Below are 25612 nucleotides of genomic sequence, written 5' to 3' on the forward strand. Positions count from 1 at the left end.
AGCGAGACTGGCGGGGCGATAGAACCGGGCGGCATGCCGCCCGACGCCCGAGCCTCATCCGTCTCTCAGCCGCGCGCCGGCTTCACGTCGTAGACGAGCTTGAGGACTCCGTTGGAGTACGACTCCGATTCGCGCAGGGAAAGCGCGCGACGGTCGGCACCGCCCGCTCCGAAGATGGTCTTACCGCCGGGGAGGAGGTACGGGAACATGAGTAGGTTGTAGCGGTCGATCAGCCCTGCCTCGCCGAGGTGGAGAGCGAGCTCGGCGCTGCCGTGGATGAAGATGGCGCCGCCTTCCGTCTGCTTGAGGTCGGCGATGTCCTGGGTGTTGCGGAGGATCGTCGTCGGGCCCCAGTTGTCGACGATCGCGTCCTCTCCCAGTGTCGATGACGCCACGTACTTCGGCAGATCGCGATAGTCGGCGTGATCCTCCGACCCGGGCCAGAAGGCCGAGAACGCCTCGTAGCTGCGGCGGCCGAAGAGCAGGGCGCTCGTCTCGGCGAGCTCCTCGCCCTTGAGCGCGAACGCCTCCGGCACGAAGTCGGTGTCGAAAACCCAGCCGCCGCCAGGGTGCCCCTCAGCGGTGCCGCCGGGGGAGTCGACGACGCCGTCGAGGGTGATGAATCCGGTGTAGACCAATTCACGAGTCATCTGCTTATCTCCTTGTCGCGGCCCCGCGAATGCGCGGCCTTCATACAGACGTCGAACGGCGACGCCGTGGATCGACAATGCCCTCAATCTTTTCCGAGTATCCCGGATCTCGCCATGTCGGCGGTCTCGGCAAGGATGAAGTGATGGCGACGCGACGATTGACGAAGACGTTCCATTGGCGGGGCCGCGAGGTGGCGTATGACAGCTGGGGCTCGGGGCCCGATGTCGTCTTTCTGCACGGAACGCCGTGGTCCTCGGCCCTCTGGCGGCCGATCGCGGACGCCCTGTCGGTGCGGTACACGGTGCACGTCTGGGAAATGCCCGGCTACGGCCAGTCCTCGAAGGAACCCGGCCACGAGGTCGATCTCGGGTTCCAGGGCGAACTGTTCGCCCGTCTGCTTCAAGAGTGGAACCTCGAACGACCGCACATCATCGCGCATGACTTCGGCGGAGCCGTTGCGCTGCGCGCGCGACTGCTGCACGGCGCGCGCTACCGATCGCTCTGTCTCGTCGACGTCGTCGCGCTGAGCCCATGGGGCTCGCCCTTCTTCAGCCTCGTACAGCAGCACTCAGACGTCTTCACGCAACTGCCCGCCGCGGTGCATCGGGGTGCCGTCGAGGCCTATGTGCGAGGAGCGAGTCACCGCGGCATCCGCGACGACGATCTCGCAATGCTCGTCGATCCGTGGATGGGCGTCCACGGACAATCGGCGTTCTACCGGCAGATCGCGCAGGCAGATGAGCGGTACACGACGGACATGGAGCCCTTGTCCCCGACGATCGACGAGCCGGTTCACATCATCTGGGGCGCGGATGACACCTGGATTCCGCTAGATCGGGCGCACCGGCTGAACTCGATGATCCCGGGATCGACGTTGACGGTCGTCGAGCGAGCGGGTCATCTCATCCAGCTCGATGCGCCTGCTCAATTGGGCTCGGAACTCGGCCACTGGGTCGATTCCCAGCAAACTTGAGCCGTCTCGTATCAACTTTGTTTTGACACGCATCGAGTGTGCGAGTACCGTTGAGTCATCGCGACTCAGGTTTGCTGAGTTGCCGCAGATTTCCGAACCACACAACCTCAGCAACAAAGGAGAAACACATGGCACGTGCTGTTGGAATCGACCTCGGTACGACGAACTCCGTCGTCAGCGTCCTCGAGGGTGGCGAGCCGAAGGTCATCGCCAATGCCGAGGGCTTCCGCACGACCCCGTCGGTGGTCGCCTACACGAAGGACGGGGAGGTGCTGGTCGGTGAGACCGCGAAGCGCCAGGCCGTCACCAACGTCGACCGCACCCAGGCGAGCGTCAAGCGCCACATGGGCACCGACTGGACCGTCGAGATCGACGGCAAGAAGTGGACGCCGCAGGAGATCTCCGCGCGCATCCTCATGAAGCTCAAGCGCGACGCCGAGTCCTACCTGGGCGACACGGTGACGGATGCCGTCATCACCGTTCCTGCATACTTCAACGACGCCGAGCGTCAGGCCACGAAGGAGGCCGGTGAGATCTCCGGTCTCAACGTGCTCCGCATCATCAACGAGCCCACCGCCGCGGCACTCGCCTACGGCCTCGACAAGGGCAAGGAAGACGAGCTCATCCTGGTCTTCGACCTGGGTGGCGGAACGTTCGACGTCTCCCTCCTCGAGGTGGGCAAGGACGACGACTTCTCCACGATCCAGGTGCGCGCCACGGCAGGTGACAACCGCCTCGGTGGAGACGACTGGGACCAGCGTCTCGTCGACTACCTCATCAAGCAGTTCAAGGACACCTCGGGTGTCGACGTCTCGGGCGACAAGATCGCGCTGCAGCGTCTGAAGGAGGCCGCAGAGCAGGCGAAGAAGGAGCTCTCCTCCTCGACCAGCACCTCGATCAACCTCCCGTACCTGTCGCTCACCGACTCGGGCCCCGTCTCCCTCAGCGAGACCATCACCCGCGCGAAGTTCGAGGACCTCACCAAGGACCTGCTCGACCGCACCAAGAAGCCGTTCGAGGATGTCATCCGCGAAGCAGGCATCAAGGTCGCCGACATCGACCACATCGTGCTCGTCGGTGGATCGACCCGCATGCCCGCCGTCGCCGAACTCGTCAAGCGCGAGACTGGCAAGGAAGCGAACAAGGGCGTCAACCCGGATGAGGTCGTCGCCGTCGGCGCCGCCCTGCAGGCCGGTGTCCTCAAGGGTGAGCGCAAGGACGTGCTGCTCATCGACGTCACCCCCCTGAGCCTCGGTATCGAGACCAAGGGCGGCATGATGACCAAGCTCATCGAGCGCAACACGGCCATCCCGACCAAGCGCAGCGAGACCTTCACCACCGCAGACGACAACCAGCCGTCCGTGGCCATCCAGGTCTTCCAGGGCGAGCGCGACTTCACCCGCGACAACAAGCCGCTGGGCACCTTCGAGCTCACCGGCATCGCCCCGGCTCCCCGTGGCATCCCGCAGGTCGAGGTCACCTTCGACATCGACGCGAACGGCATCGTGCACGTGTCCGCCAAGGACAAGGGCACCGGCAAGGAGCAGTCGATGACGATCACCGGCGGCTCGTCGCTGTCGAAGGACGACATCGAGCGCATGGTGCGCGAGGCCGAGGAGAACGCGGCCGACGACAAGAAGCGCCGTGAGGCCGCCGAGGTCCGCAACCAGGCCGAGACCCTCGCGTACTCGATCGACAAGCTGATCAAGGACAACGACGACAAGCTTCCCGCTGACGTCAAGGAGTCCGTGCAGGCTGATGTCGACGCCCTCAAGACGGCGCTTGCCGGCGAGGACGACGACGCGGTCAAGACGGCGTTCGACAAGCTCAACGAGTCGCAGACCAAGCTCGGCGAAGCCATCTACGCCCAGTCGCAGGCGGACGCCGCAGCCGGCGCCCCCGCCGACGGCGAGGCCCCCGCGGCCGATGACACCTCCTCCGACGAGGACGTCATCGACGCAGAGGTCGTCGACGACGAGGACGAGAAGAAGTAGTCATGACGGACAAGAACTTCGACGACAACGCCGAGGTTCCCGGTGAGGGGTCGGATGCTCAGGCATCCGGCCCCGCGCCGCAGAACCCGGACTCCACCGAAGCGATGGGCGCCGAAGGCTCTGACGACGACCTCACGGTCGACGACATCCTGAACGCCGAGCAGACCGGTGAAGCCGCTGCGGAGGACGCGGTGCTGGCCGACCTCGAGTCGACCCTGCTGAACGACCTCAAGCGGCTGCAGGCCGAGTACGCGAACTACCGTCGCCGCACCGAAGAGCAGCGTCAGGTCGAGATCGAGCGCGCGAAGGGCGAGGCCGCCAAGGGGCTCATCCCCGTGCTCGACGACCTCGACCGTGCCGCTCAGCACGGAGACCTCACCGACGGCACGCCGTTCTTCGCGATCGCGGAGAAGGTGCGCCTCGTCGCCGAGCGCATGGGCATGGTCTCCTACGGCGAGAAGGGCGAGGAGTTCGACCCCCAGCGCCACGAGGCGATCTTCCAGCAGCCGACCCCCGGCGCCGAGAAGACCACGGTGCTCGAGGTCGTCGAGGTGGGCTACCGTCTCGGTGACGTCGAGCTGCGCCCGGCGAAGGTCGTCGTCGCGGTGCCGGCCGAGTAGGCGCCGATGGCTAGCCAGGACTGGTTCGACAAGGACTTCTACAAGACCCTCGGGGTCTCGAAAGAGGTCACTGAGGCCGAACTGAAGAAGGCGTATCGCAAGCTCGCGCGCAAGTATCACCCGGATTCCAATCAGGGGGATGCGAAGGCCGAGGCGACGTTCAAGGAGATCAGCGAAGCGTACTCGGTGCTCTCCGATCCTGAGCAGCGCAAGGAGTACGACGAGATCCGCGCGATGGGCTCCGGCGCCCGCTTCACCGCAGGCGGCGCCGGCGCTGGCGGCTTCGAGGACGTGTTCAGCCGGTTCGGTCAGCAGGGGCGCGGCCAGTCGGCCGACTTCGAGGACATCTTCGCGATGTTCAACCAGGGCCAGGGCGCCTCCTTCGGAAACGGGCGGTTCGGGCAGACCTCGGGCGGCTTCCGCGGTTACGGCGGTCCGCAGCGCGGTGCCGATGTCACTGCACGGACCACCCTGGACTTCGCGACCGCGGTGCAGGGCGAGACGATCAGCCTGCAGGGTGAGGACGGCAAGCCGTTCAAGGTCAAGATCCCGGCCGGCGTCGCTGACGGTCAGAAAATCCGGCTGCGCAGTCGAGGCCGGCCATCGCCGGACGGCGGAGAGAACGGCGACATCGTCGTGCAGATCGCCGTGCGACCGCATCCGGTGTTCACGCGCGACGGGCTCAACCTCCGCATCACGGTGCCGGTGACCTTCACCGAGGCTGCGCTCGGCGCCACCATCGAGGTCCCCACGCTCGGCGGCGACGTCGTGAAGCTGCGCGTCGCGCCTGGCACCCCCTCCGGGCGGGTGCTGCGCGTCAAGGGCCGCGGCGTGGCGACGACGAAGGGCACGGGCGACCTGCTCGCCGAGCTGCAGGTCGCGGTGCCGACGCACCTCGATGAGGCCGCTCGCGAGGCGCTGCTCGCCTTCCAGGAGGCCGAGCCCAAGGAGAACCCGCGCACCGAGATGATGGCCAAGGCGCGACGATGAACATCGCGACGGCGACGACGGAACACCGGGGGCAGAGGTGAGGGATCATGGCTGAACGGCGCATGGATGCCGACACCCCGGTGTTCGCGATCGCCGTCGCGGCCGAGCTCGCGGGCATGCACCCGCAGACGCTGCGTCAGTACGACCGCATCGGCCTGGTCGTCCCCGGCCGCACCTCCGGTGGCTCCCGCCGGTACTCGACGCGCAACCTCGAACAACTGCGTGAGGTCGCGCAGCTCTCCTCAGAGGGCATGAGCCTCCCCGCGATCGCGCGGGTGCTCGCCCTGGAGAACGAGAATCGGATGCTGCGTCGCCGCGTCGCCGAGCTCGAGAACGCGCTCCGCACCGAGCGCGAGAACCGTCCGGGCATGCGCGTGTTCGCGGCAGGATCGGCCGGCGTCACACCGATGCTCGGCGGCCGCCGCATCCGTCGTTCCACCGAGGTGATGCTGTGGAGTCCGCGCGCACAACGCAACGCCGACGAGAGCGACGGAGATGAGCGGGCGCGATAGTGTGGCGACACGATGAGGATGACCCGTCGAACGCTGCTCGCCGGCGCCGGAGCCGGCGCCCTCTCCGTGCTGCTCGCTTCGTGCACACCGGGACCTGATCCGACACCCGGGCCGACGAAGACCACTGCGCCCACACCAGGGCCGACCCCGTCGAACGGCGTTCCGCTGCCGACCGGCGTCGTGCGAAGCGCGTGGTCGACCGATCCTTTCGCGCGCGGAGCTGCGAGCTACATGCCTGTGGGCGCGCAACCGGGAGTTCGGGAAACGCTGGCGGGCCCCGTCGGAGGTCGAATCTTCTTCGCGGGTGAAGCGACGAGTGCGGATGCTCCGGGCACGATGCGCGGTGCGCTCCGCTCCGGCCAGCGCGCCGCAGCCGAGTTGCTGGAGGTCGGCGGCGGAGGTGAGCGGATCGCGGTGATCGGTGCCGGGCTGGCCGGTGCCGGCGCCGCGGCGCGACTGCGGGACGTGGGGCTCGACGTCACCGTTCTGGAAGCTCGGCCTCGTGTCGGCGGCCGGGTCGAGTCATGGTCCGATGATGCGTGGCCGGTGCCCGTGCAGTTCGGTGGATGGCTGCTCGACGGCGCGGATACGAACCTCCGTGGAGATCTGGAAGCATCCGGCATCCCGATCGCTGATCTCGTGCCGGCCGGATGGTTCTCCGCCGAGGGCGAGATCGAGCCCGTCGAGGTGCAGCCGGTGCGGTCGGCCCTCGACGCCGCGAGCAGTCTGCTCGCCGACGTCCCCCTCGCCGATGCCCTCTCGGAAGCCGGAGTGGACCCCGCCGATCCCGGTATCGCCGCGCTGCTCGCGTTCGTCGCTGCGACGTCAGGTGCTGACGCCGCCGAGGTGTCCGCGTGGTTCCCGCCCGCACTGATCAGCGGTGACCTCGCCGCACCGACCGGCGATGTCTCCGCGCTCTTCGACGGTCTGCTGGATGGGTCGCAGGTTCGGCTGTCCTCCCCGGTCAGCCACGTCGCCTACGACGACACCGGCGTCAGCCTCCGCCTCGGAACCGGGGAGTCGCTGTCGTTCGATCGCGTCATCGTCACGGTGCCGCTGGGCGTGCTGCAGCAACAGGCGATCGAGTTCGATCCTGCTCTGCCGCTCGCGCACCGAGGTGCGATCACCGCGCTCGCCATGGGCCACATCGAAACGGTGTGGCTGCAGTTCGAGGAGCCGTTCTGGGACGCCGAGGCGAGCATCTGGCACGTCGTCGGCGGCGAAGCGACGATCCGCACCTGGATCAACCTCTTCCCGACGACCGGCGAAGCCGTGCTGGTGGGCATCGTCGGCGGAGCGGCCGCCCAGGAGTTCGCGGCGCTCAAGCCGGATGAGGCGATCGCCGCCGCGGCCGAGTCACTCGGCTCCTTCGTGCGCGCGGACAGCCCCTGAGCGCATCCGCACGCTCCATGACCAGCTGAGCGGCCGTACTCGACTGATGATCACGAGCACGGTCGCGACGAGGGCGAAGATCGCCAGTGCGATGCCGGCGGTGACGACGAACTCCCCGAACCCGCTGACCTGCCGCGGGTCGAGGAAGTAATACGGGTACCAGCCGATGAGCGGGCCCCGCCACATCGTCACCGCACCCCACAGCAGCGGATACGCCAGTGAAGCCGGAACCACCCACCACGGCACCCGGCGGTGGCCGGGGGTCAAGATCCACGCGAGCGCCGTGCAGGCGGGCAGCCAGAAATGCATCAGCTGGTCTGACCAGGGGACGTCGACGCGGATGCCGCGGATCCCCGCCTGCCAGACGATCAGGGCGAAGGCGAGACCGGCTGTGATCGTCCAGGTGAGCACCATCGCGAGGGCGACGGTGAGCCACCGAGGATCGGCCGGGCGGCGGTAGGCGATGACGCCGGCGACGATGAACAGCAGGACGAATGCGCAATTCGACTGGACGGTCAGGTAGGCGAAGAAGTTCTGCCCCGCGATCGTCTGCGAGCTGAGACCCCATGCCAGTCGATGGATCAGCGCGGCCAGACACACCGCCGCCGCGGCGAGACGGGTCAGCGCAAAGGTACTTCGTGCCGTCACCGTCCTGTTGCCTCCTGTCGCGTCGCGGTTCTCGCGCTCTCTGGCGAGTCTACGGAGCGTTCACCCGCCGGATTCGACGGGGTCACCGTCGAATCGGCAGCGCACGCGTCACTATTCGCAGGGAACGCACACCTTCTCTGTATGACGGATCTTCCTCGGCGCGCAACGACGGCTGACAGCACGAGAACTTCTCGGGCATCGGGCGACGCGCGGTGCTGAGCACGCCCGCGGATGCACACCGTATGCGTCGCGCCTTGATCGTCGATGAGTTCGTCATACAGCGCGCCCGCATCGAACAGCTGCTGACGGGGATCGCGGGCCTGGAAGTCGTGGGAGTCTGCAACACGATCCGCGAGTTCGTGGAGTGGCTGCGTCATACCGAGAGGACGCGATGGCCGCATCTGCTCGTTCTCGGGATCCCGTTCGATTCCTGGTCGCCGAACGACATCTCGGCACTCACAGCCTTGCGAGAAGCGGGCATCCGTGTCCTCGCCCTCACGACACCGACCGCGCGGATGACAGCGCGTCGTGTCGCCGACGCCGGCGCTGAGGGGTTCATAACCACCGCCGATTCGGAAGACGACCTCGTCGCTGCTGCCGAGATCGTGCTGAGGGGAGGAACGATCATGACCGCGCGCGCACACGCCATCATCCGTGTCACATCCGAGGGCACGCGTCTGAGCGCGCAAGAGGCACGGGTGCTCGCGCTCTATGCGGGTGGTCTGACCATCGGTCGAGCGGCTGATGTCATGGGCATACGCCACGACACGGCGCGAAAGTACCTGAACCGCGTCCGCGACAAATTCACATCCGCGGGTCGCCCGGCCCGATCGAAGCTCGAACTCGCGCAGATCGCGTGGGCCGACGGCTACGCCGAGCCCTCGCTGCGACCAGGACCCGGCATCCAACAACACCTTGTGTCGACGCGAATGCCGAAAAGCGGAGGCCGGTCTGCCGATTCCGCGTGACGACGAAACACGGCGACACCTATTCAGCGGAATGAAAAGTGAAGTTCCTACGGTGAGAGCAGGGAACCTCCCTGCTCCGCGCTTGGCGCGTGTCCTGCCACGAAGGAACCACTCCTCATGACGAACACCTCCGCCCCCTCCGCTGCTGCGTCGCTGGGACTTCTCGTCCTCCGCGTCGTGGTCGGCGCCATCTTCATCGCCCACGGTGCCCAGAAGATCTTCGAATTCACCCTCCCCGGCACGATCGAGAGCTTCACCGCGATGGGCGTACCACTGCCCGCCATCGCCGCGACTGTCGTCGCCTTCGTCGAGTTCGGCGGGGGCATCCTCCTCGTGCTCGGCTTCTTCACCCGCCTCGTCGGGATCCTCCTGGCGATCAACATGGTCGTCGCGCTCGTCCTCGTGCACCTTCCTGCCGGACTCTGGGTCGACAACGGAGGCTACGAGTTCGTGGCCGTGCTCGGAGCCGCCGCTCTGGCACTGGCGCTTATCGGTGCCGGCCGGCTCTCGCTCGACAGGGCACTGCTCCGCGGGCGCGTTCCCGCCTGGCTGACCTGATCGCGCATCGCGCATGAAGGAAGCAGGGGATCGGCGTCGAGCCGGTCCCCTGCTTCGTCCCCGATAGCTACAGTTGGGGAATGTCCAAACCGAAGCGCGTGACCATCACGGATATCGCGCGTCTGGCCGGGGTGTCGCCGGGTGCGGTGTCCTTCGCTCTGAACGGTCGCCCCGGGGTCAGCGAGCAGACGCGGCAGCGCATCCTCGAGATCGCCGAGGCGCACCAATGGCTGCCGAGCTCGGCGGCACGAGCGCTGGTCGGTTCGCGAGCCGGGGTCATCGGCTTCGCCGTGAACCGCTCGGCAGGGACCCTCGGGGCCGAGGCCTTCTTCACCGACCTCATCGCGGGTGTGCAATCGGCGCTCGCCGAGAACCGCATCGCGATGCAGATGGTGCTGGTCGCCTCGATCGAGGAAGAGGTGGCGACCTACCGCCGCTGGAGCAGTGCCAATCAGGTCGACGGCGTGATCGTGATCGATCCGCGAGACGACGACCCGCGTCTCACTGTGCTCCGCGATCTTGCCCTACCGGCCGTCGTCATCGGAAGCCATGCGTCCGATGACGCCCATCCCGCGTCGATCTGGCTGGACGACAGCCAGGTCGCACACGCCCTCTTCGACTACCTGGTCGCGCTCAGGCACCGTTCGATCGTGTACGTCGCGGGTCCGGCCGAGTTCCAGCACACCCGGATGCGCACCGAGGTGCTCCTTGGCCAGCAGGATCGCGGCGTGGTCGGGGAAGTGATCGCCACCGACTTCTCGCCGGGCGAGGCATCGACCGCGATGCGCCGCCTGCTCAGCCGTCGGGAGCGGCCGTCGGCGGTGGTCTTCGACAACGACGTCATGGCGATCGCCGGCATGCGGGTCGCGCAGGAGATGCGGATCTCGGTGCCGGACGAGCTCTCCATCGCATCGTTCGACGATTCCGTCGTGGCGGGGCTCGTGCACCCGTCGATCACCTGCATCACCCGCGACACCTTCGGTCTGGGTGCGGATGCCGCCGAATTCCTGCTCGATCAGATCGACTCGGCCGAGATCCTTCCCGATCGGATCGGGCCTCTGCCAAGCCTCACCGTGCGCGAGAGCACCGCGGCGCCGCGCTGACCCTGCTCGCGACCGGACCCGGCTGGATGCTCAGACGACGGTGTTCTGCGACGTGTAGTCCTCGCCGCTGAGCGCGGGGCGGACGAGCTCGGTGATGCCGCGCGACGCGAGCACCTCGGGCTTATCGGCATCCAGCGACGTGACGATGGCCGGGTCGACTCCGGCCGTGCAGGCATCCACCCACGCCTGGAAGATCGAACCGCCGGGGCTCATCGCCGCGCGACTGATCGGCGTCTCGTTCTCATCGACCTCGACGACGATCCCGAGCGAACGGGGCGGTGCAGGCTGCCGTTCGCGCAGTTCGGGGATGATCTCGGCGAAGCGACGGCCGATCGGCTTCGCCGCGCCGTCCTGATCGACGAGGCCGAGCGTGTACTCCAGCTCCGGGAAGTCGGCCAGCGCTCGGCTCACGTCGTGCGAGCACCACCAGGTGACGCCCCAGAGATTCTCGGTGCGGGCTGCCGAGCGCACGGTGGCCTCGAGGAAGTCCGGCGTCTCTTCGGGCGTCAGGCAGTTTGAAGGGGCGCCGACCTCCTGCAGCCAGATCGCGCGATCGGGATCGGTGGCGAAGCCCCGCGCCAGCTCGATCATGTACTCGGCGTGCCGATCCGACGCCACCGAGCGTCCGCCGTAGCGCTGCGCCGTGCCGTTGAAGATCCACGAGTGCACCGTGCTCATCGCGCCGAGGCGGGAGGCGAGTGCCGGCGTGAAGCCGTGCCCGTCCATGTACCAGGCGGCGTCGTATTCGCTGTGCACGTGCTGCTGTGCGGGTGCGGCCTTCTGCGCCGCATCCAGAAGCGTCGTGATCCAGTTCGCGGCCTCGGCCTCGGTGACCGGCCACGGCGACGGGTGCGTCTTCGCCGAGAACTGGTTCGTCTCGTTGCCGAGAGTGAAACCGAGGAAGTTCCCGGCATCCCCGAGCCGTGCGCCCAGCCGCTCGACGAGGGCCACCTGCCCGCTGAGGGCGTCGGGGTGCGTGAACATGTTCTTGTCGTGCCAGGTGAACAACCAGGACGGGACGAAGTCGAAGCTCGAGAGGTGACCCTGGATGACGTCGACGCTCGCGTCGAGTCCGAACTCCGCGGCGATGTCGACCACGGCACGGACGTCCTCGACGGCTTCGGCGCGGATCAGCGTTCGGTTCGGCTGCAGGACCGTCCACAGCGGGAAGATCCGCACGTGGTCGAGGCCCAGGTCGGCGAGGGCGGCGAAGTCGCGGCGCACCTCATCGAGATCCAGCGACATCCACGCGTGCATCCACTCGGAGCGTGGCGTGTAGTTGGCGCCGAAGCGCAGGGGGGCGATCGCGGTCGACATGGCGATCCTTTCGTGGAGTCTGGTGCCGGTCGGCGGCGACGGTGTGGGCGAATCGGCGGTGCTTATGGCATGCTATGGTCACTATATCGTTTTAGTAGAGGCTGTGATGGCGACTCGGACGAGGCGCAGCGGCCGGACCACTTCGAAGGAGAACGTCCATGAAGATTCGTACGACGGCCGCCGCGGGCATTGCGGTTGCGGCATCCCTCGTTCTCGCCGGATGCACCGGAGGCGCTCCGGCGCCTGCGGGCGGCGATGGTGAGATCAAGGGTGAGATCGACTTCCAGACCTGGTCTCTGAAGAACGACAAGTTCACTCCCTACTTCGAGGACGTCATCGACGCGTTCGAGAAGGAGAACCCCGGCACGACGGTGAACTGGATCGACCAGCCGGCCGACGGCTACGAGGACAAGATCCTGCAGCAGGCCGAATCCGGCGAGCTGCCCGACGTCATCAACCTTCCGCCGGAGTACGCGTACGCTCTCGCCGAGGCCGGCCAGCTGCTCGACCTCGGCGGCGCATCCGACGTGATCGACGACTACGTCGACGGCGGTGTCGCGGCGTACACCTACGACGGCATCGACGGTTCGTTCGGGTTCCCGTGGTACCTGGGCACCGAGCTCAACTACTGGAACAAGGCGCTGCTCGCGAAGGGCGGCGTCGACGCGACGCCGACCACTTTCGAGGAAACCCTCGATGCTGCGGAGAAGCTCGCCGCAGTCGGCATCCAGACGATCTCGGATGTGCCGAGCCCGAAGTCGCTGCAGATCATGGTCACCGATGGCGGAGGCACTCAGAGCGTCTACAAGGACGGGGAGTTCGGCTTCGACACTCCCGAGGCTGAGGCGATCATCGAGCGCTATGCCGAGCTCTACAAGGCGGGAGCGATCTCGCCGGAGGCCCTGCAGAACGCCGGCACGGCGAACGCCAACATCAACAACTTCAACAAGGGCACCGTCGCTTGGGCGACCGCCGGGCCGAACTACATCGACAAGGACATCGCCGTGAACGCGCCGACGCTCCTGCCTGACGTCGACGTCACCAACGGCTTCGGCAACCCGCCGCTGTTCGTGCAGGGGATCAGCGTGTCGGCGAACTCCACCAACTCCGCAACAGCCCTTGCCTTCGCCGAGTTCCTCACGAACACCTCGAACCAGATCGAGTTCGTCAAGCTCGCCACCGGCTTCTTCCCCGGAACCAAGGCGGCGAACGAGGACCCCTCTGCGTTCGCTGAGACGGCTCAGAACGAGATGCAGGCCGTCGCGAACGAGCTCGCTGCCTCGCAGATGAACGACGCCCAGCTCATCGGCGCCCCGCAGTTCACTGAGGCGATGGAGACCTTCGCCAAACAGCAGATCGCCCTGGCGGTCAAGGGTGAGATCTCCGCCAAGGAGGCGCTGCAGAAGTCCGTCGAGTACGCGGAGCAGAACGTCGTCGGCTGATCCGACGACGACGACGAACGAAGGGGCCGGGACTCACTATGAGACATCAACGCTGGTACACGCCGTATCTGCTCATCCTCCCCGGTGTGATCTGGGTATTCGTGTTCGCCCTGTGGCCGTTCGTGAACACGATCGGACTCGCGTTCACGGATGCCCGGCCCCTTCGTCCCGCGGAGTTCGTCGGGCTCGCGAACTTCGCGAAGCTGTTCGAGGATGAGCGATTCGCGTACGCGCTGACGACGTCGCTGGTCTACGTCGTCGTGTGCGTGCCGCTGCTCACCTTCATTCCGCTCCTGCTGGCACTGCTGGTGCACGCCAAGATCCCGGCGATCGGGTTCTTCCGCACGACGTTCTACTTCCCGGTGATCGCCTCAGCGGTCGTCGTCGCGATCGTGTGGGAGTTCCTCTTCTCGGGCAGCGGAACCGTCAACTCGGCGCTGAGCTTCTTCGGCCTCATCGATCGACCGATCGAGTTCCTCTCCGATCGCTGGCTGCTGATCGGATGTGCGATCGGGCTGACCGTCTGGAAGGGCCTGGGTTACTACATGGTGGTCTACCTCGCCGCCCTCGGGAATGTCGGCCGCGAGCTGCACGAGGCAGCCGCGATGGATGGGGCAGGGCGGTGGCGCCGGTTCTGGTCGGTCACTGTTCCCGGCGTGCGCGGGCCGATGATGCTCGTCTCTGTGCTGGTATGCGTCGGCGCGATGCGGGTCTTCACGGAGCTCTACGTGCTCTCCAACGGTTCCGGCGGTCCCGGCGGTAGGGCCATGAGCATGGTGATGCTCATCCAATCGATGGGCAAGGGGCTCAACGGGCAGGTGGGCTATGCATCTGCGATCTCGCTCGTGCTGTTCCTGTTCACGCTGGTGCCGCTGGCGATCGTCGGCATCCTGAACAACAGCGATGCGATCAAAGAAGCGCTGTCGTCCAGGCGGGCAGGGAAGGCCGCGAAGGCCGCTCGCCTCTCGGTCGCAGAGGGAGCCGTCCGATGAGCGTCACGAAGGCCGCCGGCGACGTGAAGCTGCCGCGGGACAAGCCGTACCGCATACGGGGCTCCGCCGACATCATGAAGCCGTCGCTTCCCGGGCTCATCGGCAAGTACGCGTTGCTGCTCGTCGTGCTCGCCGTCATGGTGTTCCCGTTCCTCTGGCAGATGTCGACCTCTTTCAAGGGCGCGACGGAGAACATCTACGACTTCCCGCCATCGCTGATCCCGACGGCTCCCACTCTGGACAACTACGCCGAGGTGTTCCGCACCATTCCGGTGCTCGACTACGCGTGGCACTCCCTGCTCGTCGGCGTCGGAACCGTGATCACCAACGTCGTCTTCGCGACGATCGGCGGCTATGCGCTGGGCACCATGAAGTTCCGATTCAAATGGGTCTTCCTGGCGATCTTCTTCTCGACGCTGCTGCTTCCCGGCGAGGTCACGCTGACCAGCCAGTACCTCACGGTGAAGTCGCTCGGGCTCGCCAACACCCTCTGGGGCGTGTTCCTGCCCGGTGCGATCGCGGCGATCAACATCCTGCTGATGATGGCGGCCTGCCGGATGATCCCGGCGGACACCCTGGCCGCGGCCACGATCGACGGCGCCAACACGATGCAGCGACTGCGCCACATCGTCTGGCCGAACGTGCGCGGCATGGTGTCCGTCGTTGCACTGTTCGCCTTCATCGGCGCATGGGACGACTTCCTGTGGCCGCTGGTCGTGCTCTCGGATCCGGCGAACTACACCCTCACCGTCGGCATGCAGTATCTCAGCTCGAACTTCGCCGCCAATCCTCGAGTGATCGCGGCAGGAACGATGATCGCTCTGGTGCCGATCATCGTGCTGTTCGCGGTGCTGCAGAAGCAGTTCTTCAAGGGCGTCGAGGAAGGAAGCGTCAAGGGATGACGGATCCGACGGATGCCGAGGCGGGCGGTCTTGAATGGCTCGCCCTCCCGCAGCCGACGACAGCCGCTCTGACCGGAGGGGAATGGCGGCCCTCGTCGGTCCTCGTCGCCACCGACGTGCCGGAGTTCGCCGCGGAGGCGGCGCGTCTGGAGCGCGAACTCGTGGCGCTCGGTATTCCGCGGGGCGACGGGGCAGTCATCCGACTGCGCACAGGCGAGCCCATCGGTGAGGCGTTCCGGCTCACCGTTGGCGACCACGTCGAGGTTGTCGCGGGGGCCCCGGTCGGGGTGTTCCGAGCGACGCGCCAGCTGCTGCACAACCTGCGCGCCCAGGGTGCCGTGCCGCACGGTCGTGTGCAATCGGCGCCGGCGGTCGAGGAGCGGGGCTTCCACCTCGACGCGGCGCGGAAGTACTTTCCAGCGGACTGGATGGTCGACCTGCTGCATGCCCTCGCGGATGTCGGGATCAACAGCTTCCAGTGGCATCTCTCCGAGAACGAGGGCTTCAGGATCGGCTCCGACGCCTTCCCGGAGATCGTGTCGGCGCAGCATGTCACGCGCGACGAGGCGCGGCGGGTGGCGGACGCTGCCGCTGACCTCCACATCGATCTCGTGCCATCGCTCGACATGCCGGGGCATCTCCGGCATGCTCTGGCCGCGCACCCGGAGTTCCGGTTGGCGGCCGCAGGTGGACTCGAGACCGACCATGCGCTGGATATCGCCAACGAGGATGCGGTGCGTTTCGCCCAGGCGCTGATCGACGACATCGCCCCGCTCTTCCCGCGCAGTACCAGCTGGAACCTCGGTGGCGACGAGTTCGTCGACTTCGCCCGGATCCACGAGTATCCGGCTCTGGTGACGGCCGCGCGCGAGCGGTATGGGGCGGACGCCACCGGGTTCGATCTGCTCACCGCGTTCGTGAATCGCATCAGCGCGCATCTGCGCTCGCGCGGGTTCGATCCTCGCGTGTGGAATGACGGGATGCTGCGCAGCAGCGCCGTGGAACTCGACCGTGAGACCGTCCTCACGTGGTGGACGAACTGGCACGCTGAGATGCGACCGCTCGCGGACGCCATCGCTTCCGCGCACGGGCTCGTGAACTTCAACGATTCCCTCTTCTACTACGTGCTCGGTGAGAAGGCCGGGTACGAGTATCCGACGAGCGAACGGATCTGGGGCGCCGACTGGCATCCGGGGCTCTTCCCGTCCCTTCCCGGTGGCGTGGTGCAGGAGATCCCCGCTCCGTACCCTGCGCAGCTGATCGGGGTGGCCTTCTCGGTCTGGTCCGATGCCGAGGAGGCGCAGACGCCGCAGGAGGTCGCCGCAGGCATCCGCCGGCCCCTCCGTGCGATGGCCGAGCGGGCGTGGAATGGCGGGAGTAGTGTGACGCACGACGCATTTTGCACAATCGATGTGCAAATTGGTCTTTACGCGTGACTCGACGACTTCCGGCGGGTAGCGTCGACCGCGACGCACTGTCCTAGACTCATCTACTAGATCGTTTTAGTTACCGCCCAGCTCGGAGACCGAATCACACATGCATGACGACACCTCGCTCACAGTCGGCCGCGTCAAGCGAGTGCTCGACGAGCGCATCCGCCCGGCCATCCACTCGGCATCGACGCCGCTGACGGTCGAGATCCACGAGCTGCCCGGCGAGCCGATCAGTCCCGTCGACGGCCTCGCGCTCGACTTCGCGCCGACGACGGTGCCGGCACAGTGGGGACCGGCCTGGGGGACGACGTGGTTCAGGCTCACCGGTCGGGTGCCCGCAGAATGGGCCGGACGTCGGGTCGAGGCGGTCATCGACCTCGGCTTCGACATCAACATGCCCGGCTTCCAGTGCGAGGCGCTCGTCTACCGGGCTGACGGGACACCGGTGAAGAGCATCAATCCGCGCAACCAGTGGCTTCCGGTCGCCGCGGACGCGCACGGTGACGAGCCGGTCGAGCTGTACCTCGAGGCGGCGGCCAACCCGGTGCTCCTCGACTACCACCCCTTCCTGCCGACGCAGGAGGGCGACATCCTCACCTCATCGCCGGAGCCGCTCTACCGCACCCGGCGCATGGACCTCGCGGTCTTCGAGCAGGATGTCTTCGAGCTCTCCCTCGACCTCGAGGTGCTCTTCGAGCTGCAGGCCGAGCTGCCGCCGACCTCGCCCCGCCGGATGCAGATCCTGCAGGCGATGGACGACGCCCTCGACGTGCTCGACCTGCAGCGCATCGCCGCGACGGCATCCGACGCGCGGGCGAAGCTCGAAGGCGTGCTCGCCGCCCCGGCCGAAGCGAGCGCCCACCGCATCTCGGCGATCGGCCACGCGCACATCGACTCCGCCTGGCTGTGGCCGGTGCGCGAGACGATCCGCAAGGTCGCCCGCACATCGTCGTCGATGACGGCGCTGCTCGAGGAGCAGCCGGAGTTCCAGTACGGCATGTCCAGCGCACAGCAGTACGCCTGGCTCAAGGAGCATCGACCCGAGGTGTTCGAGCGGGTCAAGGCCGCCGTGGCCGAAGGCCGGTTCCTGCCGCTCGGTGGCATGTGGGTCGAGTCCGACACGGTGATGCCGACGGGGGAGTCGCTGGTGCGTCAGTTCTCGTACGGCCAACGCTTCTTCGAGCGCGAGTTCGGGATCCGCTCCAAGGGCGTCTGGCTGCCCGACAGCTTCGGCTACTCGCCGGCGCTGCCGCAGCTGATGCGCCGGGCCGGATTCGAATGGTTCTTCACGCAGAAGATCTCCTGGAACCAGCAGAACGTCTTCCCGCACCACACGTTCCTGTGGGAGGGCATCGACGGTTCGCAGATGTTCACGCACTTCCCGTCGATGGACACCTACAACTCGCAGCTGAGCGGCATGGAGGTCGCCAAGGCGTCGCGCCAGTTCAAGGAGAACCGGCTCTCATCGCGCTCGATCGCCCCGGTGGGCTGGGGTGACGGCGGCGGCGGCACGACGCGGGAGATGACCGGACGCGCGCGGCGCCTCAAGGATCTCGAGGGCAGTGCGCGGGTGGAGTGGGAGCACCCCGACACATTCTTCGACGCGGCGAAGGCGGAGCTGCCGCATCCGGCCGTCTGGGTCGGCGAGCTGTATCTCGAACTGCATCGCGGAACCCTCACCAGCCAGCACGGCACGAAGTCGCGCCACCGCTGGGCCGAGCACGCGCTCGTCGAGGCCGAGCTGTGGGCGGCGACGGATGCCGTCCGCACCGGCACCGCGTACCCCGCGGCCGAGTTCGACACGCTGTGGGAGCAGGTGCTGCTGCACGAGTTCCACGACATCCTGCCCGGCACTTCGATCGCCTGGGTGCACCGCGAGGCGGTCACCGTCCTCGAAGACGTCATCACCAGGGCGCGCGCCATCTCGGATGCGGCGCGTCGCTCGCTCGCCGGCGAGGGCGAGCGCGAGCTCGTCTTCTCGCCGTCCTCCGTCGCGGGGCCGGCACCGCTCGGCGCTGCCGTCGCACTCCCGGTCACGGATCGGGTGACCGTCGACGACAGCGGTGACGGCATCCTGCTCGAGAACGCGCTCGTGCGTGTGCGGATCTCGGACGAGGGGCTCATCGTCTCGGCCGTCGATCTCGCATCCGGCCGCGATGCCGTGGCATCCGGCCGAGAGGCGAACCTGCTGCAGCTGCACCAGGACTTCCCGAACATGTGGGATGCCTGGGACATCGACCGGTACTACCGCAACAGCGTGACCGACCTGCGCGATGTCACGTCGTTGACGGCACGGCTGACGGATGCCGGCGCCGAGGTCGTGATCGTGCGCGAGTTCTCGCAGTCGACGATCACTCAGACGCTCACGCTCGCACCGGATTCGCGGACCGTGAAGATCGTGAACGACATCGATTGGCGGGAGACCGAGAAGCTGCTCAAGCTCGCCTTCCCCCTCGATGTGCAGGCCACGCACTCCGAGGCCGAGACGCAGTTCGGGTACCAGGCTCGCGTCACGCACACGAACACGAGCTGGGAGGCGGCGAAGTTCGAGACCTCGATGCACCGTTTCGTGCTGGTGCGCGAGGCCGACTTCGGCGTCGCGCTCGTGAACGACTCGATCTACGGCTACGACACCTCGCGTGAGGTCTCGGATGACGCGGTCACGACGACGGTGCGCCTGTCGCTGCTGCGTGCGCCGCGGTTCCCGGACCCCGACACCGACCACGGCAGGCACGTCATCACGACGGGCCTGGTCATCGGCGCCGGTCCCGCCGAGGCGACGCGCGCCGGCATCGAACTGAACGCGCCCGCCGCGGTGCTGCGGGGCGCACGCGATGTCGCACCGCTCGTCTCCGTGCAGGGCGGCGGCATCGTCGTGTCCGGTGTGAAGCTGGCCGACGACGGGTCCGGCGACGTGATCGTGCGCGTGTACGAGTCGCTCGGACGACGGGTGTCCGGGGCGCTGGCCGTCGACTTCGAGCATCGTGAGGTGCGCGAGATCTCACTGATCGAGGATGCACTCGACGACGCCCGCGTCGGCACCGAGCTGCACCTGCGTCCGTTCGAGGTGCGCACGCTCCGCATCGTGCGCTGAGGTCGGAAGCATTTCTGACCTCGCACGGGCCGGGAGGTGCTTGAAACGGTCGCCGGCCTGCGGGACGATGGCGGGATGGCGACGATCGAGGACGTGCGCGAGATCGCACTCGCGCTTCCCGGCGTCGAGGAGCGGATCAACGGCCACACCGGTGAGCCCGCCTGGCGTGCGGTGAAGGGCGACATCGCCTGGATGCGCGGACCGAGTGCCCGGGATCTCGCCCAGCTGGCCGACCTCGGTCATGACTGGCCGAAAGGCCCGGTGCTCGGTGTCCGCGTCGCGAGTGTGGAGGAGAAGGAGGCCCTGCTCGCCGCCGAGCCGGCGGTCTTCTTCACGATCCCGCACTTCGACGGCTACCCCGCCCTGCTCGTGCGCCTCGAGGACGTCGACCGGGAGCGGCTGGCCGAGATCATCGACGACGCCTGGCTGGTGCGCGCTCCGGTCAAGGCGGCGAAGGCCTGGCTCGCGGAGCGCGGGCTGGAGTGAGGGTCAGTCCGCGATCAGGAAGGGCCGGGCGGCATCGAGGAAGGCGCGCGGGTCGTCGGCCCACAGACGGATGCTCGTGACCTGGTGCTCTCCGCCCTTCGGTGCCAGCCCGGGGAGGCGCACGACGAAAGGACGCTCGAGTTCGATCTCGAGATTCGTCTCGTTCTGCATCCGCTCTGCGTACTCGGCGCCGGCCTCCCGCTCGGTGATCCGAGGCTGCTTCGGCTCGTCGACCCGGCGACTGATCGCGACCGAGGCGATCACCTCCCAGGGGACAGGCACATCGATCTCGAGTCCACTGCGGACCCGGATGCCCTCCGGCCCGACCGTGTGCGGACGCATCAGCATCGCGAAGAGGTAGCCGAGCATCCAGGTGACGCCCCAGATTCCCAGGATCAGCATCGTGATCCGCACGACAGGCCACTGGTGCACGATCAGATCGAAGATGGGGATCTCGACCGCGGAGAGGCCGATGAAGATGAACAGGATGGTGAGCACGGGGCGGTGATAGCCGACGCCGGTGGCGCCGGCGGGGATCGCGGGGCGCCGCACGATCGCGCGGCCGATGCTCGAGTAGACGCGGAGCTCGGCGATGAGGGCGCGATGCAGCATGTTCAGCACGCGCGCGGTGCGAGAGGGGGCGGCGGTGCGCATCTGGGTCGTCATGGCAGCGCCCTCACGGTATCCGCCTGCGCCGCGGCATCCGTCACCAGGGACTGCAGATGCGTCGCGATCGCGATGATCCCGCGCTCCACCGCGGCGAGATCCGCCGGCGCGACGGCGGCGACCAGGGTCGCGTTGAGTTCGTCGTGCTCCTGCTGCATCCGGGTCATGGTCTCGGTGGCATCCGCAGTCAGCTGCACCAGCACGGCGCGGCGGTCGGTCGGATGCGGCGCCCGGCGCACATGCCCGGTCGCCTCGAGTGCGTCCACGAGGCCGGTGATGTTGCGGGGGCTGACCTCGAGGAGTTGCGCGAGGGCCTGCTGCGTCGACGGCCCGGCGTGCTGCAGCACCCAGAGCAGGTGCACGCGGGCCGGGGTAAGTCCGGTGCCGTCGAACGCGCGTGTCATGTCCTTCTGGAACAGGTCGGCGATCTGGAGCAGGCGGTCCAGCAGCAGAGGCGTCATATAGTTACCCTACTACATGATTACCCAACTTCATCAAATGCTCAGGCCGGGTCAAGCCTCAGGATGTCGGGGGATTCCCCGCCGGTCACGTCGTCGGCGACCCGGATGCTGCGGGCGAGGTCATCCAGAACGCCCATCAGCGTGCCGAAGCGCTCGCGATCGCTGCAGATCGCGGTGAGCGTGACGAGATGCGTGCCGGTGTCCCAGGTGTACGAGGCGAACGGCGGCGACGCCGGCGTCTGCGGCACCGGCACGACCAGCTTCTCGCCGACGCCGAGGCCGCTGCTGCGGAACGATTCGGTGTCGTCGTAGTCCATCGGCATCGACGCCCGCGCGATCCGCAGATCGGGAGTCAGGGCCTGCGCGGTCGCCATCGCGACGATCAGGTCGGGCTCCGCCTTCCAGGTCCACACCAGCACCCGGCCATCGGCCCGCTTCATGAGCAGCGGCGCCGCCTGGCTCATCGCCCACGCGCCGAACTTCGACCCGGGTCGCTCGACCGCACCCATCGCGCCGTTCATCTGGCTCAGCAGCATCCGGATCGCCGCCTTGCGATGCCGGCGTCCCTTCCAGCCCAACGAATCGGTCACGGGGATCCACAGCGCGGTATCGGCGTCGGAGGTCAGTCGCATACCCCCACGGTACGCGGAGAACGGATGCGGAGGCTGGGGGCGCCGGAATGGCGGGGCGGCGCGAACAGGCCCCTCGGGTAGAGTGGCCAGCGCCCCGACCAGGGCTTCCCTTGGCCGCCGTACCGTAAGGCAGCATGTCTGTGACCTCCTCCGACGATCCGATCGACTCGATCGCCCCGTCGAGTGCCCCCACCCCCGGACGCCCTCTGAAGATCGTGCTCGGCTGTGACACCTTCGCTCCCGACATCAACGGTGCCGCCCGCTTCGCCGAGCGTCTCGCCGCCGGTCTCGTCCAGCGCGGCCACGAGGTGCACGTCGCCGCCCCCAACCAGGCGTATCGCCGCGCCCAGCCGCGCACCGAGGTGGTCGAAGGTGAGCCGATGACCCTGCACCGGTTGCCGTCGGTGCGTTGGCCTCCTCATGACTGGCTGCGTTTCGTCTGGCCGTGGCGCGCGAAGCACTATGCGCGCAAGGTGCTCGATCGGGTGCAGCCCGACGTCGTGCACATCCAGTCGCACATCATCATCGGCCGCGGTCTTGCCAGGATCGCCCAGGAGCGCGGCATCCCGGTGATCGCGACGAACCACGTGATGGCCGAGAATCTCCTCGACCACTCGATCTTCCCCGACGTCATCGACCGCAATATCGTGAAGTTCGCCTGGGCCGATGGGCGTCGCACCTTCGGGGGCGCCCGCGCCGTCACCACGCCGACCCGCCGTGCCGCGGACTTCCTCGAGCGCACGATCGGCATCGAAGGCGTGATCCCGATCAGCTGCGGCATCGATCGCAATCAGTACACGCCGGTGATCGGCGTGCGCGAGAAGAACCGCGTGGTCTTCGTCGGGCGACTCACCGCGGAGAAGCAGATCGACGTCATCCTCAAGGCGATCGCATCGCTCGACCCGACCCTCGAGGTCACCTTCGACATCGTCGGCGGCGGCGATCAGCGCAAGGCTCTCGAACACCTCGCCGCTCAGCTCGGGCTCGCCGATCGCGTCGTCTTCCACGGGCGCATCGATGACGCCGAACTGCGGGCGCTGCTGTCCAGGGCGTCCGTGTTCGCGATCGCGTCGATCGCCGAACTGCAGTCGATCGCCACGATGGAGGCGATGGCCTCGGCGCTCCCGATCGTCGCCGCCGATGCCGTCGCCCTCCCGCACCTCGTGCACGACGGCGAGAACGGGTACCTCTTCCAGCCGGGCGACGTCGCAGAGCTGACCGCTCGCCTGACCGACGTGATGACCGCGGAGCCCGCCGAGTACGAGCGGATGCAGCAGGCATCGCTCGACGGTGTCGCGATCCACGACATCAACCGCACCCTCGACACCTTCGAGGCGCTGTACCGCGACGAGCCGCTGCCCGCGTAATCATGCACATCGTCTTCTTCGGCGATCAGCACCTGGAGTCGCTCGGCGGTGCGCAGGTGTCGATGCGGCTGCAGCGCGAGTTCCTCGAGCGTGCCGGTCATACGGTGTCGGTCGTCGCGCCGCGGATGCACGGACCGCGATCCGGTGCCGTCGATGCGGCGTATCTGGATCTGCCGTCGGTGCCGATCACGCTGGACCGCGAATACTCGATGAGCTGGCCAGGACGCCGCACCGACCGATTCCTCGATCGTGCGCTCAGGCATCGCCCGCCCGTCGATCTCGTGCACGTCCAGGCCGACTTCTGGGGCGCCTTCGTCGGTCATCGCTACGCCCACCGGCACGGCATCCCGGTGGTGCACACGATGCACAACCGCGTCGATGTCGGCATCGCCGCGGTGACGCCGCTGCATCGCCCGGTGCTCGCGGCGTTGAATGCCTGGCGGCGCCGCGCCTTGCGCGGAATCGGCGCACCGGTCTCCGGCAGCGACGGCTGGGCGTACCTGCGCGGCCTCGCGGTCGGTGCCGCCGCGGTGACCGCCCCCTCGACGCATTTCGCCCACCGCCTCGAGCGCAACGGCGTCTGCGAATCGGTCGACGTCGTCTGGAACGGAATCGATGACGACGTGCGGGCCGCCACCCTCGCGGCGGCCCCCGCCGAACGAGTCCCGGGACGGCCGCGCTTCATCTGGCTGGGACGGATGAGCCCGGAGAAGCGCCTGCTGCCGTTCCTGGAGGCCTTCGTGGCCTCTGGGGTGGATGCGGAGCTGGAGATCATCGGCGGTGGCGCGCAGCGGACGGCCGCCGAGAAGATCGTCGCCGGGCTGCCGAACGTGCGCTTCGCCGGTCGGCTCACCTACCCGCAGACGTTGGCACGCATCGCCGCGGCCGACGCGCTGGTGCAGACGTCGATCGGCTTCGAGACGCAGGGGATGACGCCGTTCGAGGCCGCGACCCTGGGAACGCCTTCGGTGATCAGCGACCCCGACATCGCCGCGGAGCTGGGCGGCGGCCTCTGGGCCGTTCCGGATGCCTCGTCGAGTTCAGGAGCCGAGCGGGAAGCCCAGCGTGCGGCAGCGCTCGCCGAGACGCTGCGTCACGCGGCATCCGACATCGCCGAAGGCGCTGCGCCCACGCCCCTGCCGGACGTGGCCGAGGCATTCCTGCAGTCGTCTCGCACCGCAGCGATGATCGAGATCTACGAGCGAGTGCTCGCCGCTCAGATGAACCGGTAGAAGAGCGTCGCGATCCACGCGACCGCGGTGCCGACGACGCCGCTGCCGGCGATGCCGATGGCGATCCCGGCGAGGATGTGCGGAGCGGGACGACGCAGGGCCACGATCCCGAGGACCAGTGCGGCGGCATATCCGATCACCGAGATCAGGCCGCTGGCGCTCGTGATGATCTCGACGAAGACGGTGCCGATGCCGACGGTGTACACGAGCGGTATCGCCAGTGTTCCCAGGAGCCCGATGCCGAAGGTGATCAGCGCGATGAGGAACGCGGCCCTGCCGAGCGCATTGCCGGACGCCGCGGGCGGCTGCGCGCCATAGGTCGGGTGGGTCGGATAGGTCGGGTGAGCGGGCTGGGGCTGGCCGGCCAGGGGAGAGCCCGGCTGCGGAGGGGCCGGCGGATAGGCGGGCTGCGGTGTCGCGGGCGGGTACCTGTGATCGCCCGAGGCGTACGGGGAAACGGGGGGCTGCTGAGGGTCGCTCATGCGACGAGCGTAGTCCGCTGCCCTGGCCGGTGGGCCTTCATCAGCTCTTCGCACCGGTCAGCGCGAGGGTGCCGCCGAGTCCGATCATCATCACGCCGCCGGTCCCGGACAGCGCAGAGATTCGTCGGGGCGACCGGGCGAACCACGTGCGCGCGGTTCCGGCAGCGAGCGCCCAGACGCTGTCGCAGACGAGTGCGAGCGCTTGGAAGGTCAGCCCGAGCAGCAGCAACTGCATCCACACCGGCCCGGCGGCGGCGTCGACGAACTGCGGAAGGACGGCGACGAAGAACGCGATCGTCTTCGGGTTCGTCAGGCCGACGATGAACCCCTGCAGGAGCAGCTTCACGGCTGACGTCGGAGCACTTCCGATCGCACCGGTCGAGTGGTCGTTGCGGTGCCTGATCGCCTGGATGCCGAGCCAGACGAGGTAGAGCGCTCCGACGATCTTGATCACTGTGAACGCGACAACGGAGGACGCCACGATGGCGCCGACCCCGAATGCCACGGCGAGGACGGCCGGAACGGTGCCGAGTGCGTTCCCGATCACGCTGAGCACGCCCGCTCGGCGGCCGAGGGCGATCGATCGGCCGATGACGAACAGCACGCTCGGGCCGGGGATCACGATGATCACGACAGCGGTGACAAGGAACGCCAGCAGGTTGTCGAGCGGGATCATGAATCGACGATATACCCGAGG

General features: G+C 67.6%; 25 protein-coding genes. 17 read left to right on the forward strand and 8 right to left on the reverse strand.

The window, feature by feature from the left end:
• Positions 1 to 65: 65 nt before the first annotated feature.
• Entirely contained in the window at positions 66 to 650 is a 585-nt protein-coding gene (locus tag LTA6_RS07370; RefSeq protein ID WP_341977005.1) for a dihydrofolate reductase family protein, read from the reverse strand.
• 143 nt (positions 651 to 793) lie between these two features.
• Between LTA6_RS07370 and LTA6_RS07375 the strand changes: the two genes are divergently transcribed.
• The 6 genes from LTA6_RS07375 to LTA6_RS07400 all read left to right on the forward strand — a co-directional run bounded on the left by LTA6_RS07375 (position 794) and on the right by LTA6_RS07400 (position 7132).
• Positions 794 to 1624, forward strand: coding sequence for an alpha/beta fold hydrolase (locus LTA6_RS07375; protein ID WP_407359065.1), 831 nt, complete (start codon positions 794 to 796; stop codon positions 1622 to 1624).
• Between the two features lie 128 nt (positions 1625 to 1752).
• Positions 1753 to 3618 carry a molecular chaperone DnaK gene (dnaK, locus tag LTA6_RS07380; RefSeq protein WP_341977010.1) on the forward strand — a complete coding sequence of 622 codons (1866 nt, stop codon included), beginning with the start codon at positions 1753 to 1755 and terminating at the stop codon, positions 3616 to 3618.
• 2 nt (positions 3619 to 3620) lie between these two features.
• Positions 3621 to 4238: a nucleotide exchange factor GrpE gene (locus LTA6_RS07385; protein WP_341977012.1), complete on the forward strand. Its 618-nt coding sequence runs from the start codon at positions 3621 to 3623 to the stop codon at positions 4236 to 4238.
• Between the two features lie 6 nt (positions 4239 to 4244).
• Complete coding sequence (locus LTA6_RS07390; RefSeq protein WP_407359066.1) at positions 4245 to 5228, forward strand: DnaJ C-terminal domain-containing protein; 984 nt, start codon at positions 4245 to 4247, stop codon at positions 5226 to 5228.
• Positions 5229 to 5275: 47 nt separating this feature from the next.
• Positions 5276 to 5740 (forward strand): heat shock protein transcriptional repressor HspR, encoded by a 465-nt coding sequence (locus LTA6_RS07395; RefSeq protein ID WP_363549560.1) that lies wholly within the window; start codon positions 5276 to 5278, stop codon positions 5738 to 5740.
• Between the two features lie 18 nt (positions 5741 to 5758).
• Positions 5759 to 7132, forward strand: a complete 1374-nt coding sequence (locus tag LTA6_RS07400; protein WP_341977018.1) for an FAD-dependent oxidoreductase — start codon at positions 5759 to 5761, stop codon at positions 7130 to 7132.
• On the opposite strand, the gene LTA6_RS07405 is transcribed toward LTA6_RS07400, so the two are convergent.
• On the reverse strand, positions 7097 to 7780 hold the full coding sequence (locus tag LTA6_RS07405) for a Pr6Pr family membrane protein (protein WP_407359067.1): 684 nt from the start codon (positions 7778 to 7780) through the stop codon (positions 7097 to 7099). The genes LTA6_RS07400 and LTA6_RS07405 overlap by 36 nt on opposite strands.
• Before the next feature lie 242 nt (positions 7781 to 8022).
• On the opposite strand from LTA6_RS07405, the gene LTA6_RS07410 reads away from it, so the two are divergent.
• The 3 genes from LTA6_RS07410 to LTA6_RS07420 all read left to right on the forward strand — a co-directional run bounded on the left by LTA6_RS07410 (position 8023) and on the right by LTA6_RS07420 (position 10409).
• Positions 8023 to 8748: a DNA-binding response regulator gene (locus LTA6_RS07410; protein ID WP_407359068.1), complete on the forward strand. Its 726-nt coding sequence runs from the start codon at positions 8023 to 8025 to the stop codon at positions 8746 to 8748.
• Between the two features lie 117 nt (positions 8749 to 8865).
• Positions 8866 to 9306 carry a DoxX family protein gene (locus LTA6_RS07415; protein ID WP_407359069.1) on the forward strand — a complete coding sequence of 147 codons (441 nt, stop codon included), beginning with the start codon at positions 8866 to 8868 and terminating at the stop codon, positions 9304 to 9306.
• A gap of 80 nt (positions 9307 to 9386) precedes the next feature.
• On the forward strand, positions 9387 to 10409 hold the full coding sequence (locus tag LTA6_RS07420) for a LacI family DNA-binding transcriptional regulator (protein ID WP_341977026.1): 1023 nt from the start codon (positions 9387 to 9389) through the stop codon (positions 10407 to 10409).
• Between the two features lie 30 nt (positions 10410 to 10439).
• Here the strand turns inward: LTA6_RS07420 and LTA6_RS07425 are convergent, their stop codons facing one another.
• A complete protein-coding gene (locus LTA6_RS07425) occupies positions 10440 to 11726 on the reverse strand; it encodes a glycosyl hydrolase (protein ID WP_407359070.1) in 1287 nt (428 codons plus the stop codon).
• A gap of 158 nt (positions 11727 to 11884) precedes the next feature.
• Here LTA6_RS07425 and LTA6_RS07430 point away from each other — a divergent pair, with 158 nt between their 5' ends.
• The 6 genes from LTA6_RS07430 to LTA6_RS07455 all read left to right on the forward strand — a co-directional run bounded on the left by LTA6_RS07430 (position 11885) and on the right by LTA6_RS07455 (position 20075).
• Complete coding sequence (locus LTA6_RS07430) at positions 11885 to 13168, forward strand: extracellular solute-binding protein (RefSeq protein WP_341977030.1); 1284 nt, start codon at positions 11885 to 11887, stop codon at positions 13166 to 13168.
• Positions 13169 to 13206: 38 nt separating this feature from the next.
• On the forward strand, positions 13207 to 14160 hold the full coding sequence (locus LTA6_RS07435) for a sugar ABC transporter permease (RefSeq protein WP_341977032.1): 954 nt from the start codon (positions 13207 to 13209) through the stop codon (positions 14158 to 14160).
• Complete coding sequence (locus LTA6_RS07440; RefSeq protein ID WP_407359071.1) at positions 14157 to 15062, forward strand: carbohydrate ABC transporter permease; 906 nt, start codon at positions 14157 to 14159, stop codon at positions 15060 to 15062. Before LTA6_RS07435 ends, LTA6_RS07440 begins: the two co-directional genes overlap by 4 nt.
• Positions 15059 to 16498, forward strand: coding sequence for a family 20 glycosylhydrolase (locus LTA6_RS07445; protein WP_407359072.1), 1440 nt, complete (start codon positions 15059 to 15061; stop codon positions 16496 to 16498). Before LTA6_RS07440 ends, LTA6_RS07445 begins: the two co-directional genes overlap by 4 nt.
• Positions 16499 to 16598: 100 nt before the next feature.
• Positions 16599 to 19589, forward strand: coding sequence for an alpha-mannosidase (locus LTA6_RS07450; protein ID WP_407359073.1), 2991 nt, complete (start codon positions 16599 to 16601; stop codon positions 19587 to 19589).
• A 75-nt stretch (positions 19590 to 19664) separates the two neighbouring features.
• Positions 19665 to 20075 (forward strand): MmcQ/YjbR family DNA-binding protein, encoded by a 411-nt coding sequence (locus tag LTA6_RS07455; RefSeq protein ID WP_407359074.1) that lies wholly within the window; start codon positions 19665 to 19667, stop codon positions 20073 to 20075.
• A gap of 3 nt (positions 20076 to 20078) precedes the next feature.
• On the opposite strand, the gene LTA6_RS07460 is transcribed toward LTA6_RS07455, so the two are convergent.
• From LTA6_RS07460 to LTA6_RS07470, 3 genes are read right to left on the reverse strand one after another with little or no spacing between them, the layout of a single operon-like run.
• Complete coding sequence (locus tag LTA6_RS07460; RefSeq protein ID WP_407359075.1) at positions 20079 to 20741, reverse strand: hypothetical protein; 663 nt, start codon at positions 20739 to 20741, stop codon at positions 20079 to 20081.
• Entirely contained in the window at positions 20738 to 21202 is a 465-nt protein-coding gene (locus tag LTA6_RS07465) for a MarR family winged helix-turn-helix transcriptional regulator (protein WP_407359076.1), read from the reverse strand. The genes LTA6_RS07460 and LTA6_RS07465 overlap by 4 nt, the downstream gene beginning before the upstream one ends.
• 41 nt (positions 21203 to 21243) lie before the next feature.
• Complete coding sequence (locus LTA6_RS07470; protein ID WP_407359077.1) at positions 21244 to 21834, reverse strand: hypothetical protein; 591 nt, start codon at positions 21832 to 21834, stop codon at positions 21244 to 21246.
• Between the two features lie 134 nt (positions 21835 to 21968).
• On the opposite strand from LTA6_RS07470, the gene LTA6_RS07475 reads away from it, so the two are divergent.
• A complete protein-coding gene (locus LTA6_RS07475; protein ID WP_407359078.1) occupies positions 21969 to 23201 on the forward strand; it encodes a glycosyltransferase in 1233 nt (410 codons plus the stop codon).
• 2 nt (positions 23202 to 23203) lie between these two features.
• On the forward strand, positions 23204 to 24433 hold the full coding sequence (locus LTA6_RS07480) for a glycosyltransferase family 4 protein (RefSeq protein ID WP_407359079.1): 1230 nt from the start codon (positions 23204 to 23206) through the stop codon (positions 24431 to 24433).
• Here the strand turns inward: LTA6_RS07480 and LTA6_RS07485 are convergent.
• Both LTA6_RS07485 and LTA6_RS07490 read right to left on the reverse strand, forming a co-directional pair.
• On the reverse strand, positions 24418 to 24915 hold the full coding sequence (locus LTA6_RS07485) for a hypothetical protein (RefSeq protein ID WP_407359080.1): 498 nt from the start codon (positions 24913 to 24915) through the stop codon (positions 24418 to 24420). The two genes, LTA6_RS07480 and LTA6_RS07485, sit on opposite strands and share 16 nt — an antisense overlap.
• A 40-nt stretch (positions 24916 to 24955) precedes the next feature.
• Positions 24956 to 25591 (reverse strand): LysE family translocator, encoded by a 636-nt coding sequence (locus LTA6_RS07490; protein ID WP_363549511.1) that lies wholly within the window; start codon positions 25589 to 25591, stop codon positions 24956 to 24958.
• Positions 25592 to 25612 lie beyond the last annotated feature (21 nt).

The sequence above is a fragment of the Microbacterium sp. LTA6 genome (assembly GCF_045690355.1).
Taxonomy (GTDB): Bacteria; Actinomycetota; Actinomycetes; order Actinomycetales; family Microbacteriaceae; genus Microbacterium.

Excerpts from the sequence above, each read along its gene's own strand:
- LTA6_RS07415 (WP_407359069.1), top strand. The coding sequence starts at position 8,866 with ATGACGAACACCTCCGCCCCCTCCGCTGCTGCGTCGCTGGGACTTCTC.
- LTA6_RS07400 (WP_341977018.1), top strand. The coding sequence starts at position 5,759 with ATGACCCGTCGAACGCTGCTCGCCGGCGCCGGAGCCGGCGCCCTCTCC.
- LTA6_RS07480 (WP_407359079.1), top strand. The coding sequence starts at position 23,204 with ATGCACATCGTCTTCTTCGGCGATCAGCACCTGGAGTCGCTCGGCGGT.
- LTA6_RS07490 (WP_363549511.1), bottom strand. The coding sequence starts at position 25,591 with ATGATCCCGCTCGACAACCTGCTGGCGTTCCTTGTCACCGCTGTCGTG.
- LTA6_RS07420 (WP_341977026.1), top strand. The coding sequence starts at position 9,387 with ATGTCCAAACCGAAGCGCGTGACCATCACGGATATCGCGCGTCTGGCC.
- LTA6_RS07370 (WP_341977005.1), bottom strand. The coding sequence starts at position 650 with ATGACTCGTGAATTGGTCTACACCGGATTCATCACCCTCGACGGCGTC.
- LTA6_RS07440 (WP_407359071.1), top strand. The coding sequence starts at position 14,157 with ATGAGCGTCACGAAGGCCGCCGGCGACGTGAAGCTGCCGCGGGACAAG.
- LTA6_RS07375 (WP_407359065.1), top strand. The coding sequence starts at position 794 with ATGGCGACGCGACGATTGACGAAGACGTTCCATTGGCGGGGCCGCGAG.
- LTA6_RS07445 (WP_407359072.1), top strand. The coding sequence starts at position 15,059 with ATGACGGATCCGACGGATGCCGAGGCGGGCGGTCTTGAATGGCTCGCC.
- LTA6_RS07425 (WP_407359070.1), bottom strand. The coding sequence starts at position 11,726 with ATGTCGACCGCGATCGCCCCCCTGCGCTTCGGCGCCAACTACACGCCA.
- LTA6_RS07410 (WP_407359068.1), top strand. The coding sequence starts at position 8,023 with ATGCGTCGCGCCTTGATCGTCGATGAGTTCGTCATACAGCGCGCCCGC.
- LTA6_RS07390 (WP_407359066.1), top strand. The coding sequence starts at position 4,245 with ATGGCTAGCCAGGACTGGTTCGACAAGGACTTCTACAAGACCCTCGGG.
- LTA6_RS07435 (WP_341977032.1), top strand. The coding sequence starts at position 13,207 with ATGAGACATCAACGCTGGTACACGCCGTATCTGCTCATCCTCCCCGGT.
- LTA6_RS07430 (WP_341977030.1), top strand. The coding sequence starts at position 11,885 with ATGAAGATTCGTACGACGGCCGCCGCGGGCATTGCGGTTGCGGCATCC.
- LTA6_RS07460 (WP_407359075.1), bottom strand. The coding sequence starts at position 20,741 with ATGACGACCCAGATGCGCACCGCCGCCCCCTCTCGCACCGCGCGCGTG.
- LTA6_RS07465 (WP_407359076.1), bottom strand. The coding sequence starts at position 21,202 with ATGACGCCTCTGCTGCTGGACCGCCTGCTCCAGATCGCCGACCTGTTC.
- LTA6_RS07485 (WP_407359080.1), bottom strand. The coding sequence starts at position 24,915 with ATGAGCGACCCTCAGCAGCCCCCCGTTTCCCCGTACGCCTCGGGCGAT.
- LTA6_RS07450 (WP_407359073.1), top strand. The coding sequence starts at position 16,599 with ATGCATGACGACACCTCGCTCACAGTCGGCCGCGTCAAGCGAGTGCTC.
- LTA6_RS07385 (WP_341977012.1), top strand. The coding sequence starts at position 3,621 with ATGACGGACAAGAACTTCGACGACAACGCCGAGGTTCCCGGTGAGGGG.
- LTA6_RS07395 (WP_363549560.1), top strand. The coding sequence starts at position 5,276 with ATGGCTGAACGGCGCATGGATGCCGACACCCCGGTGTTCGCGATCGCC.
- LTA6_RS07470 (WP_407359077.1), bottom strand. The coding sequence starts at position 21,834 with ATGCGACTGACCTCCGACGCCGATACCGCGCTGTGGATCCCCGTGACC.
- dnaK (WP_341977010.1), top strand. The coding sequence starts at position 1,753 with ATGGCACGTGCTGTTGGAATCGACCTCGGTACGACGAACTCCGTCGTC.
- LTA6_RS07475 (WP_407359078.1), top strand. The coding sequence starts at position 21,969 with ATGTCTGTGACCTCCTCCGACGATCCGATCGACTCGATCGCCCCGTCG.
- LTA6_RS07455 (WP_407359074.1), top strand. The coding sequence starts at position 19,665 with ATGGCGACGATCGAGGACGTGCGCGAGATCGCACTCGCGCTTCCCGGC.